Source organism: Pseudomonas brassicacearum (genome assembly GCF_918698105.1).
Lineage (GTDB): Bacteria > Pseudomonadota > Gammaproteobacteria > Pseudomonadales > Pseudomonadaceae > Aquipseudomonas > Aquipseudomonas brassicacearum_F.
Window position 1 is genome coordinate 1 of sequence record NZ_CAKKMI010000012.1, and the last position, 12,704, is coordinate 12,704.

6 protein-coding genes are annotated in these 12,704 nt (G+C 63.5%); 4 read left to right on the forward strand and 2 right to left on the reverse strand.

Features of this window, described 5'->3' with window-relative positions; genetic code table 11:
- Positions 1-152 precede the first annotated feature (152 nt).
- Together LQ215_RS07090 and LQ215_RS07095 are read right to left on the reverse strand one after the other, a co-directional pair.
- Positions 153-1,574 (reverse strand): diaminobutyrate--2-oxoglutarate transaminase, encoded by a 1,422-nt coding sequence (locus LQ215_RS07090; RefSeq protein WP_230148328.1) that lies wholly within the window; start codon positions 1,572-1,574, stop codon positions 153-155.
- Between the two features lie 123 nt (positions 1,575-1,697).
- Positions 1,698-3,758, reverse strand: coding sequence for a TonB-dependent receptor (locus tag LQ215_RS07095; RefSeq protein ID WP_230148330.1), 2,061 nt, complete (start codon positions 3,756-3,758; stop codon positions 1,698-1,700).
- A gap of 248 nt (positions 3,759-4,006) precedes the next feature.
- On the opposite strand from LQ215_RS07095, the gene LQ215_RS07100 reads away from it, so the two are divergent.
- The 4 genes from LQ215_RS07100 (at position 4,007) to LQ215_RS07115 (ending at position 12,658) form a co-directional block, all read left to right on the forward strand.
- Positions 4,007-4,984, forward strand: a complete 978-nt coding sequence (locus LQ215_RS07100) for a TauD/TfdA family dioxygenase (RefSeq protein ID WP_230148332.1) — start codon at positions 4,007-4,009, stop codon at positions 4,982-4,984.
- Positions 4,985-4,991: 7 nt separating this feature from the next.
- Complete coding sequence (locus LQ215_RS07105) at positions 4,992-8,420, forward strand: condensation domain-containing protein (RefSeq protein WP_230148334.1); 3,429 nt, start codon at positions 4,992-4,994, stop codon at positions 8,418-8,420.
- Between the two features lie 17 nt (positions 8,421-8,437).
- Positions 8,438-9,484: a TauD/TfdA family dioxygenase gene (locus LQ215_RS07110; protein ID WP_230148336.1), complete on the forward strand. Its 1,047-nt coding sequence runs from the start codon at positions 8,438-8,440 to the stop codon at positions 9,482-9,484.
- Positions 9,485-9,595: 111 nt separating this feature from the next.
- Positions 9,596-12,658, forward strand: a complete 3,063-nt coding sequence (locus tag LQ215_RS07115) for a non-ribosomal peptide synthetase (protein WP_230148338.1) — start codon at positions 9,596-9,598, stop codon at positions 12,656-12,658.
- Positions 12,659-12,704: the final 46 nt, after the last annotated feature.

Below are 12,704 nucleotides of genomic sequence, written 5' to 3' on the forward strand. Positions count from 1 at the left end.
GCCGGGGTAATCAGGGGGCCGGCGTTCGCCACAAATCCCTGTGGGAGCTGAGCTTGCTCGCGATAGTGGTGGGTCAGCTTGCATTGATGTTGAATGTGCCGCCGCCTTCGCGAGCAAGCCCGCTCCCACAGGGTTTGGTGTTACCGGGATGATCAGCCTGCGGGGCGCTCGTTGATTGTGCTTGCGGCCTGGAACAGGATTTTTGCGACGAAATCGATTTCCTGCTCTGTGATGATCAGCGGCGGCAGGAAGCGTACCGTCGCGCCGTGGCGTCCGCCCAGTTCAACGATCAAGCCGTGCTTCAGGCAAGCCTGCTGGAACGCCTTGGCCCGGGCCGTGTCCACTGGCGGATGGCCCTGTACGTCTGGGGTGCCTTGCGGGTCGACGATTTCCATGCCGAGCATCAGGCCGCGTCCACGCACATCGCCGATCCAGGCGAACTCGTTTTGCAGCGCCTGCAATTGTTTTTGCAGGTGGGCGCCCACCGTTTCAGCGTGCTGGACCAGGCCTTGATCGCGGATAAAACGCAAGGTCGCGGTACCCGCCGCCATCGCCAGTTGATTGCCGCGGAACGTGCCGGCGTGGGCACCCGGCTGCCAGACGTCCAGCGACTCGTGGTAGACCATCACCGACAGCGGCAACCCGCCGCCGATTGCTTTGGACAGGGTGATGACATCCGGCGTAATGCCCGATTGCTCGAAGCCGAACATCCGCCCGCTGCGGGCAATACCGCACTGGATCTCGTCGACGATCAGCGGAATGCCGTGGGCCTGGGTCAACCGGCGCAGTTCCTGCAGCCAGCGGTCCGGCGCGGCAATCACCCCGCCCTCGCCCTGGATCGGTTCCAGGATCATCGCCGCCGGTGCGGTCACCCCGCTTTCCGGGTCGTTGAGCAAGTGCTCGAGGTAGCGCACGTTCAAGGTGACTGCCTGATCGCCGGCCACCCCGAACGGGCAACGATAGTCGTGGGGGAACGGCAGGCGCTGCACGCCTGGCATCAACGCGCCGAGGGCATTTTTCGGCGACAGGTTGCCGCTGATGGCCAGCGTGCCCAGGGTCATCCCGTGATAGGCCCCTTCGAACGCCAGGACCGAATGCCGTCCGGTCGCGGTACGGGTCAACTTGAGGGCGGCTTCCACCGCATCGGCCCCACTCGGGCCGCAGAACTGGATGCGTGCATGGCGAGCGAACTCGCTGGGCAGGCAAGCGAAAATCTCTTGGACGAAGGCGTCCTTCACAGGCGTCATGAGGTCCAGGGTATGCATCGGCACACCAGCCGCCATGACCTGGGTGATGGCTTCGATGATCACCGGGTGGTTGTGCCCCAGCGCCAGGGTCCCGGCACCGGCCAGGCAATCGACGAACACTTGCCCCCGGCTGTCCTGCACATAAATGCCATGGGCCCTTTCAAGCACCAGCGGAATGCGTCGCGGGTAACTGCGGGCGTTGGATTCCTGCTGTTGCTGACGTTCCAGCAGTGGTGTCGAATCGAGGCAGTAAGGACTCGACAGACCGGTGTGCAACAGGCGTAGCTGTTGCGCGCCACCCGCTGTGACATTCGAAAAAGCACTCATGATTTCCTCCATGGAGGCTGGGTTTGGAAGGGAACGAACAGCCTGGAAACAAATATCCGAAACGTTGCAGAGCGGGCGCGGGGAGATTGCCTCCTCGCGCCTGTGGGTTTTACATGACGTTGCTTACATGTCGTAGCGAAGGATCATCCCCACCGTGCGCGGTGCGCCGACGTCGATGATGTCGTCGCTGCGATTGTTGGTGACGTATTCCTTGTCGAACGCATTCTTCACGTAGGCAGACACCGCGACATTTTTGGTGACTTTGTACTCGGTGTTGAAATTCACCAGCACGTAGTTGTCGCTGCGACGCTCGCCGGTGACCTTGCCGTTGGCATCGAACGCATATTCCGAAGGCGCGGTGCTCTGGTAGATAACGTCAGTACCGAATATCAGGCGGTCGTCGAAGCGATACACACCACCCACGGACACCTTGTATTTAGGCGATCCGATAAACGATTCGCCGCTCATGTCCTGGCCGGTGCCGGTGACAAAGTCCTTGTATTTGCTATCGGTAATGGCGCCACCGACGTTCAAGGTCAATTGTTCAGAGATGTCTTTCTCTACGAAAACTTCCAGGCCCTTGATGTCGCTGCGACCGGCGTTGTAAATGTCAATGACCGAGCTACCGCTCTGCCGCAGGCCGACCTGCTGGTCTTTCCAATCGGTGTAGTACAGGTTGGCGCGGGCACGCAGGGTCTTGTCGAAGAACGAACCGCGGTAGGACAGCTCGTAGTTCGTGGTGTATTCCGGATCGTAGGCTTGGTGACCACTACCGGAGCGCAGGTTTACACCACCGCCGCGATAGCCCTTCTGCACCATGAAACCAAGGTACTGATCCGCGGCCAGCTCATAGTCAATACCGAGTTTCGGCAGCACGGCGTCAAACGACTTGCTGACTTTCGCGGGCTCGGAAAAATCATCCTGCTCGACATCAGTGTCGTTGGTCTCGTGGTCGTAACGCAGGCCGGTGATCAAAGTCCAGCGCGGTGCGAACGTCCAGTTGACTTCACCGAACACCGCCTTGTTCTCGATAGTGGTATCGCCCTTGACCGTGCCGAACAGCGCGCCATCGAACAACAATCGGTCATGGAAGTCGTTGGTGTTACGCCCATAATAGGCACCCACGAAACTCTTGACGGTGTCGGACGCGTAATTCAAGCGCAGCTCCTGACTGAACAGGTTGCCATCCTGTTTACGCAAAACGACCTGGTCGTCCACGGCTGTCTGGTCAAAGTCCAGACGGTTGCTGTAGTCCGTACTGGTATTGGCCGTCATGCTCGTCAGCGACCAGGCATCGTTCAGGCGGTAGTCCACTTTGGCGCTGAGAGTGTCCTGCTTGAGATTGTCGAAGGCCTTGGTGTTGGACGAAATGTCGTAGTAGCTCGGCTTGCCGTTGACACGCATGGTCGAGCGGTCGCCCTGACGATGCTCACTGTGGGCGTAGGTCAGCAGAACATCGGTGTCGTCATTGGGCAGAATCAGCAACTTGCCACGGGTGTTGCTGGTGCGACGCGGGTTGGCATCTTCATTGAGAGTGGTATTGCGGATGTAGCCGTCACCTTCGCCATAGTCCACGGCGATACGCCCGGCGATCTTGTCATCCACGATCGAGCCACCGCCCGCCACGGCTGCCCCGCGCTCGCCGTAGTTGCCCACGTTGGTTTGCGCCGAAAAGCTCGGTTCGAACGTTGGGTTCTTGGTCCGGATAACCACCGCGCCAGCCAGGGAGTTACGACCCTGGGTGGTGGATTGCGGACCCAGGAGTACTTCGATCTGCTCGGCATCCCAGAGCGGAACCGGGCTGAGGGTCAGCGCACGGTTTGGCTGCACCGCACCGTCGACATACACCGACACAGCCCCGTTGAGGGTCGCCGGGCCCTGGTCGTCAAAACCGGAAACCGGCACCCCCCGGATACCCCATGTTTCATTACCCGCCTGGGTATAAACGCCGGGCGTGCGGGCAAACACATCCACCAGGTCCTTGTCGCCGTGCTCACGCAGGTTCTTGTCGGTGACGACCACGACGCTGGACTGGGTCTTTTCGAGGGTACGGTCGATCTTTTCACCGGTTACGGTGATTGGAGCGATCTCCATCTTGCCGGCTTCTTCGGCCGCCCAAGCGCCGTTGCTCAGGCCGATGGCCGACCCTACAGCCAACGCAATTGTGTTCTTTTTGAAATTCACGCCCCGCTCCCCTGCGACAGATATTTTTAGGTTTTTTGAGCTGGCCGAAGGCTGTTTGGCGCCAGCGGAGCGGAGTCTAATCCAAAAAAAAAATTAAATAAATAGTATTGATAATCCCTCTCATTTGTACCTAGTATGTCGTCTTGTATTGCCTTACATATATTACAGACGAGTCCTACATCGCTGACCGCTGCCCTGCTTTCAAGGTCTTGTGACTGGTCGAAGACGCTATAAGAGGATGCACAAGGATGACCTCCATCGAACACCTGAACGGGCGTTCCGAGCTTTTTTCAATGGCGCCCACGGATGCAAGCGCCCAATCGCTCCCCGTGCTGGTGCAGGGGACACCGGGGCAGTCGATCCACGACCTGGACACCTCGATCCGCGACAGCCTGGCCCATGTCCTGAGCACCGTTGGCGGCGTGTTGTTTCGCGGTTTCACCGTCGCCACGCCCATTGATTTCAAGCGCTTCGCTGCCAGCTTCGGTGCACCGCTGGCCAGTTACGAATTCGGCTCCACGCCACGCAGCAAGGTCTTCGCCGGGGTCTATAGCTCCACCGAGTATCCGGCCCATCAATTCATCCCGTTGCACAACGAACAGGCCTACACCCGCCCCTGGCCTTCGCACATCTGGTTCCACTGCATCAAGGCCAGCGAAACCGGTGGCGAGACCCCGATTGCCGACAGCCGCCTGATCTACCAGCGCATGCCTGCCGGGATTCGCGAGCTGTTCGCCAGCCGCGAGTTGCTCTACGTGCGCAACTACAGCGGCGCACTGGACCTGCCCTGGGAAAAAGTCTTCAACACCCAGGACCGCGCCCAGGTCGAACGCTACTGCCAGGACAACGACATCGAGTGGGAATGGAAAGCCGATGGCGACCTGCGCACCCGCCAGCGTTGCGCCGCCGTGCAGCAGCATCCCGAGACCGGTGAGTGGGTCTGGTTCAACCAGGCGCACCTGTTCCATGTCTCAGCCATCGAACCAAACGTACGCGCCAGCCTGCTGGCGGCGGTGGGTGAAGAGAACCTGCCGCGCCATGTCTATTTCGGCGACGGCTCGCCGATTACCGACGACATGCTCGACACCGTGCGCGAGGTCTACCGCGAGACTGCCATCAGTTTTCCCTGGCAGCCCGGCGATATCCTGATGCTCGACAACCGACTGGTGGCACACGGTCGCAATCCTTTTACCGGTGACCGCAAAGTCATCGTGGCCATGGCGTGAATTGCACATGTTTTCATTCGAACACTGGATCGACGTGCTGGAAGCCAACGCCCAGCACTTCCCTCAGCGCGCGGCCCTGCATTTTCTGCCGGACGGCGTAGCGATCGGCGAAACCCTGACCTTTGCCCAACTGCACGAGCAATCCCAAGCCCTGGCGGCCGCGCTGCAAGCGCGTTATGCCCAGGGTGATCGGGTGCTATTGATGCTGCCCAGCAGCCTCGACTACGCCCGCGCCTTCTGTGCCTGCCTGTATGCGGGGCTGATTGCCGTGCCGCTGTTTCCACCGCCGTCGCGCAAACCGCGCCACCTCGATCGCGTCCGCAACGTGGTGGTGGATGCCGAACCGGCGCTGATTCTTGCACCGGCAGATTATTGCGAAGGCTTGCTGGAACTGGTGCAGGGACGCGTCGAGGTGCTGACCGTCCAGGACCTGGGCACGCCACCGGCCAGCCAGTGGCAACGCCCGGCCGTCGACGGTTCGACCGTGGCCTTCCTGCAATACACCTCCGGCTCTACCGGTTCGCCAAAAGGCGTCGAGGTGCGTCAACGCAACCTGATCGCCAACGTCGAACTGATGCGCCAGGCCTACGCGTTCGACGAGCACGGCGCCATGGTCAACTGGCTGCCGCTGTACCACGACATGGGCCTTATCGGCGGCATGCTGGCCCCGCTCTACAGCGGCATGCCGTGCTACCTGATGGCGTCCCAGACCTTCGTCAATGCGCCGTCGACCTGGTTGCAGGCGTTGAGTCGCTACCGCGCCACCGCCAGTTTCGCCCCCAACTTCGCCTATGCCCTGTGCAACCGCGTGGTCAGCGACAACCTGATCGCGCAGCTCGACCTGAGCGCCTGGAAACACGCGATCAACGGCGCCGAACCGATCCACCCTGGCACCCTGGAGGCCTTCGCCCAACGCTTTGCCGCGTGTGGCCTGAACCCGTTGGCCATCAGCCCCGGGTATGGCCAGGCCGAAGCGACCCTGTGCGTCAGCGCCACGCCGGCCGATGCGCTGCCGCTGGTGCTGCGCCTGGACAAAGCCGTGCTGGAGACCGGTCGCGTGGCCCTGGCGACGGCCGATGCCGCCGCCGTGGAGTTCGTCGCCTGCGGTTACCCGCAAGCCTTGCACGGCATCGCCATCGTCGACCCGCACACCTTCGAACGCTGCGCTGCCGACCGCATCGGCGAAGTCTGGCTCAAGGGCCCGAGCAACGCCGAGTCCTATTGGAAGAACCCCGAGGCCACTCGCGAAGCCTTTGAAGCACGGATTGTCGGTTCAACGGAGCATTACCTGCGCTCCGGCGACCTGGGTTTCATGCACGAAGGTCAGGTCGTCATCTGCGGACGACTCAAGGACCTGCTGATTCTCAACGGACGCAACCTCTATCCCCACGACATCGAATTCGCCATCACCGACGCCGAGCCAGGCATCCGCACTGGACGCATCGCCGCCTTCTCGGAAATGGACCCGGCCCTGGGCCGCGAGAAACTGGTGATCGTCGCCGAGCCGCAGCGCAAGTTCGTCGACCCGGCGCATCATCCGGCGCTGTTCGCGTCGATGCAAAACGCCGTGCGCGAAGCCGCCGACTGCGGCATCGACCAGATTGTCCTGGTGCAAGCCGGCACGATCCCGATGACCACCAGCGGCAAGATCGCCCGCCAAGGCGCACGCAAACAACTGGCCGCGGGCACGTTGAGCATCATCGCCCAGAGCGGTGGGCAGCCTGCCTCGCACGGCGAGACCCTTGACCTTGCCCAGTTCAAGCGCCTGGTGGCCGAGACACCGCAACAGGCCCAAGTCGCCTGCCGCCAATGGCTGGAACAGACGCTGCACACGGTCAACCCATATCTGTCCGCCCACTTCGAACGCAGCCTGATCGGCCAGGGCCTGGACTCCATCGGCGTGGCCGACTTCGCTGCGCGCCTGCACAAGGACCTGGGCTGGAGCCTCGATACTCAAAGCCTGTTCGGGGACACCACCCTGGGGCAATGGGCGCTGGCCCTGCAAGGTTTCCTGAATGAACCAGCGCCCACGGCCGAAGCTTCGACCGAGGAGGCCAACCTCAGCCAGGGCCATCAATCGTTCGCCCAACGTCGCCTGTGGTTCCTGCGCCAACTGAACCCGGACGACACCCGCCACAACCTGGTGCTGCATCTGCGCCTGCAAGGGCCGCTGGACATCGAGACGCTGGCCTTGCGCTTGAACACGCTGGTCGAGCGGCATGGCGTGTTGCGCACGGTGTACCGCGACGGTGTCGATGGCCCGCAACAACAGGTGTTGCCGGCCACGGCGGTAGCGCTGATCCATCATGATTTGCGTGAACAGAATGAAGCGCAGCAACAGCAGGCGCTGAGCAAGCACCTGGCCCACGAACACGCCACCCCTGTCGATTTGCAGGCCGGCCCGCTGCTGCGAGCGCAGTTGCTTAGCCGACATGACCAACAGCATGACCTGCTGCTGACCCTGCACCACATCGCCTTCGATGGGCATTCGGCGCAAGTGCTGCTGGCGGAACTGGCGGGCTCGACGGACGAGGGGCTGCCGGGGCAATACCTCGACTTCGCCCAATGGGAAGCCCGGTACTGGAGCGAACAGCGGATCGCCACCGAGCAGGACTTCTGGCGCACACACCTGGCCGGCATGCCGCAAACCTTGGAGCTGGGTGGCAGCGGCCAGGCCCCGGGCGAATACAGCCTGGACTTCAACGTGCCCCAGGCCCGCTGCGAACGGCTGGCAGCACTGGCCCGCGAGCAAGGCATGACCTTGTTCATGCTGTTGTTGGCCAGTTACCAATTGGTGCTCAAGCAACTGGGCGGCCAGCAGCAATTCCTGTTGGGCACCGACGTCAGTGGCCGGCCACTGGCCGAGCACAGCGACGTCATCGGTTTCTTCGTCAACCAGTTGACCCTGCGTTGCGACTTGCGTGGCGAACCGACCCTGGCCGGTTTCCTTGAGCGGGTTCGCGATGAAGCGCGCCTGGCCTATGCCCATCAAGGCCTGCCTTTCGACCTGATGGTCTCGGCCCTCGCGCCGCAACGTCGCCCCGGTCACTCGCCGCTGTTCCAGGTCAAGCTCAACTATCAACCGTCACGGGTGACCCCGACCGCCATCGCCGGTGCGCAGCTGTCCGCGCTGGACGTGGCCCAGGCACCGGGGGATTTCCACCTGGTGCTCGACCTCGTGCACGGCAGCGAAGGCCTCGCCGCGACCCTCAAGTATCGCGGCGAATACTTCGACCAGCAGCGTGCCCTGCGCCTGCAACACCTGTGGACGGGCCTGCTGGAACAGATACACACCCTGTTGGACGAGCCGCTGCCGGCATTGGCCGAGCGCATCGACAACTGGGACCAAGCCTTTGCCCGTGAGCGACAACAGTCACAGGCGCTGGCCGGTCGCAGCCAGATGATGCAAGCCAAACGTCGCTCCTTGTCCCTTTAACCGAGTCGGATGCCGTTATGTCTATCGTGCCCCCATCGCCACGCGCCCTCGGCGCCGTGCGTCGCAAAGCCATGAACGTCTCGGAACAACAGTTGGTCACCGAGCGCCTGCTCAGCCCGGACCACGCCCTGCCCCTGGTGATCGAGCCGGCGGTCAGTGGCGTCGACCTGATCGCCTGGGCCACCCGGGAACGCGCGTCGCTGGAAAAGAAACTGCTGGAGTACGGCGCCTTGCTGTTTCGCGGCTTCAACGTCGCGTCCGTCGAGCAGTTCGACCAAGTGATCGCCGCCCTCTCCCCCGGCGCCCTGGAATACATGTTCCGCGCCTCGCCCCGGACACGGGTCGGCGGCAACATCTACACCTCGACCGACTACCCGGCCGACCAGATGATTTTCCCCCACAACGAGCACTCCTACTCGCCGCGCTTCCCGCTGCGGCTGTTCTTCTACTGCCAACTGCCGTCGGAAACCGGTGGTGAAACACCGATTGGCTCGACCCGCGCGGTGAAGGCCAGGATCAGCCCGCAGATCGAAGCGCGGTTCCGGGAAAAAGGCGTGCTGTACGTGCGCAACTACGGCGACGGTTTCGGTCTGCCGTGGCAGACCGTGTTCCAGTCCGAAGATCGCCGCGAAGTGGAGGCCTACTGCGCCAGCGTCGGCATCGAAGTGGAATGGAAAGACAACAATCGCCTGCGCACCCGCCAACGCGGACCGGCCGTGGTGCGCCACCCGCGCACCGGCGAAGAGGTCTGGTTCAACCACGCCACGTTCTTCCACATCAGCACCCTGCCCGGGCGAATCCGCGATTCGCTGCAAAGCAACTTCAACGACCTCGACCTGCCCACCAACACCTTTTATGGCGATGGCGAACCGATCGAACCGCAGGTCCTGGAGTCGCTACGGGCGGCCTACCTCGATTCGCTGGTGCGGTTCAGTTGGCAACAGGGGGACGTGTTGTTCATCGACAACATGCTTGCCGTGCACGGTCGCGAACCCTTCACTGGCAAGCGCGCCATCATGACCGGCATGGCGGAAGCCCTGCTGTCGAGCGACGTTGCCGTCTGACATTCAACGGGTCCACCCGCCGTTCGCAGGCGGCTTGCCTGACACGTGTCCAGCAAGCCCCGGCGCCTGTGCGGTGATCCAGGCTCAAGCCCTTTTCCAGTCGAGATGAACATGAGCGGACTTCAAGGTTTTCGTATTTCGCCGCAACAGGCATCGGTTTACCCTCACATCAACGGCGCGGCGCAGCACCCGTTCAGCTGCCATTTGCAATGGTCGCTGTCGCAGCCGCTGGACGTCGCTGCACTGAACAACCGCTTGCAAGCCCTGGTGGCCGGCAGTGAAATCCTGCGCACGTGCCTGGTGCCCGTACCCGGCCTGCGCCACCCGGTGCAGGTGATCGACGAAGCCGGCTCGCAGGCGGTGAACCTCCAGGACCTGCGCCAGCACAGCCGCGCCGACCAGGACGCCGCGCTGGCCCGGCTCGCCGACCAGCCCCGTGACTGGGCAACCGCCCTGTGCGTGACCCTGGTGCGCCTGTCCGATGAACAAGCGGTCCTGGACCTGGCGGCGGCCAGCAGCCATTTCGACCTCGCCAGCCTGAAATGGCTGGCCGGCGCACTGCTGCAAGACAGCGCCACGGACCTGTCCGAGACCTTGCAGTACGCCGACTACGCCGAATGGCGCTGGAGCCTGGTTGAAGACGCGCCGGACCATCCGGGCGTGAGCTTCTGGACACCCTCGGGCGAAACCGAACAGGCCACCTTGCAACTGCCGCTCGAAGTGGCCCTCGATGGCGGGTTCGCACCAACCCGACTGGACCTGACCCTGCCGAGCGACCTCGCCCGTCACTCGGCCCTGACCCCGGACCTGCTGCTGGCGGCATGGGCTGCGGTACTGGGACGACTGGCCGGCCAGCAACAGGTGCCGCTCACCCTGATCCATGAAAGTCGCGGCGCGGAGCTGGAAAACACCCTGGGGCTGTTCGAGCAGTGCCTGCCCGTGAGCATCGCACTGGATGCCCAGGCGACCCTGCTGGAGCAAAGCACTCAAGTAGCTCGCACCCTGGAACAAGCGGTCGGCTGGCAAGACTATTACACCGGCACCCTCAACGCCGGATACGCCTTTGCCTGGCGCTCGGGCGATGCCCAGGAACGCCAGGCCAGCGCGGTGATGAACCCGCTGAAAGCGTGCCTGAACGTACGCCAGTTGCCCGCCAGCCTGCACGCGCAACTGGTCTACGACCGCCATGCCCTCAGCGCCGAAGCCGCCGGCTGCCTCGCCGAGCAATGGCTGCAACTGCTGCAAGGCGCCCTGGCTGAACCGCAACGGGCCTGGGCCCAACTGCCCCTGGGTGGAACGCTGCAATCGCAGTTGATCGGCACCCACACGAGCGTGCCGGCCATCGAACCGGTGACGCTGGTGGAATTGATTGCCCGTCAGGTTCGCCAACAGCCAGACGCCATTGCCCTCAGCGACCAGGACGGTGACCTGAGCTACAGCCGCCTCGACGCCTGCGCCACGCACCTAGCCCATCGACTGGTCGCCGCCGGCATCGGTCCCGGCGTACCCGTCGGCATCCTGTTCGCCCGCAGCAACGCGGCCATTGTCGCCATGCTCGCCGTCTTGAAAGCCGGCGGCGCCTACGTGCCGATCGACCCGACCTACCCAGCCGACCGCCGCGCCTACATGCTCGCCGACAGCGCCATTGCCCACATCGTGGTCAGCAGCGAACTGGCCGACAGCGTGCCGGCCAACCTGCAACGCTTCGTGCTGGATGACCTGGCAGCGCCGGACCTCGGCGATTGGCCGGCGCTACCGTTGCCAGACGCGAACGACCTCGCCTACTTGATCTACACCTCGGGCTCAACCGGTGCGCCGAAGGCCGTGGAAATCAGCCACGGCGCCCTGAGCTTCTCGACCCAGGTGCGCATGGCTGCCTATGAGACCCCGGTGCGCGCCTACCTGCTGCTGTCGTCGTTTGCCTTTGACAGTTCGGTCGCCGGGATTTTCTGGACCCTGGCCCAAGGCGGACGCCTGGTCTTGCCCGCCCCAGGGGAAGAGCTGGAAATGTCCCGCCTGGCGCAACTGATTGCCCAGCATCAGGTCAGCCACGGCCTGTCGCTGCCGTCGCTGTACCAGGCCCTGCTCGATCAATTGCAGCGCAGCGCAGGCACCGACAGCCTCGCCTGCTGGATCGTCGCCGGTGAAGCCTGCCCGCCATCGCTGATCGCGCAACACAGCAAGACCCTGCCCCACGCCCGGCTGGTGAACGAATACGGTCCCACTGAAGCCACGGTCTGGGCCACCTATGAAGTGTTGGAGCCAAATCGCAACGTCAGCATTGGCCGCCCCATCGCCGGCATGGACCTGCGCCTGCTGAACGAATTCGACAGCGCCTGCGGCATTGGCGAGCCAGGGGAAATCGTCCTCGCCGGCCCGACCCTGGCCCGCGGCTATCGCCACAAACCCGAAGAAACCGCCAAGGCCTTCGTCACCCTGGCCGACGGCACTCGCGCCTACCGTACGGGCGACCTGGCGTGCTGGTTGGCCGACGGGCGCCTGGCGTTCCTGGGGCGCAAGGACCATCAGGTCAAGGTGCGCGGCTACCGCATCGAGCTGGGTGAAATCGAACGCCAGTTGTGCAGCCACAGCGACGTGCGCGAAGCCGCGGTGATCGTCCAGGAACACGCCGCCGGCAAGCGCCTGCTCGCCTACATCCTCGCTGCCCACGGCTACGCACCGGACTCCGAGGCGATCAAGCGTTTCCTCGGCGAGCGCCTGCCGTCGTACATGGTGCCGGCCTTGGTGCTGACCCTGGCGAGCTTTCCGCGCACGCCCAACGGCAAGCTCGACACCCGCCAATTGCCCGACCCGGACCAGTTCGACGAAAGCGCCCACGTGGCGCCGCGCAACGCCATGGAAACCGCCCTGCAAGCGATCGTCGCCAAGGTCTTGAAGCTCTCGACGGTGAGCGTCACCGACAACTTTTTCGCCATCGGCGGCGACTCGATCCTGAGCCTGCAAGTGGTGGCCCAGGCCCACGAGCAAGGCATCGCGCTCTCGGCCAAACAAGTCTTCGAACGCCAGACCCTCGCGGCCATGGCCGAGGTCGCACAACCGCTGGCGCCGAGCGCCGCCGAGCCGCAGGCCGAGAGCACCGAGTTCAGCGCCTCGGGCCTTTCCGATGACGAAATGCAAGCGCTGATGGCCGAACTGGACGAGGCCGACCTGTGAGCGGCTCGTCCCGTCGCCCCGCCATCACCGTTGCCCCTTTTTACGC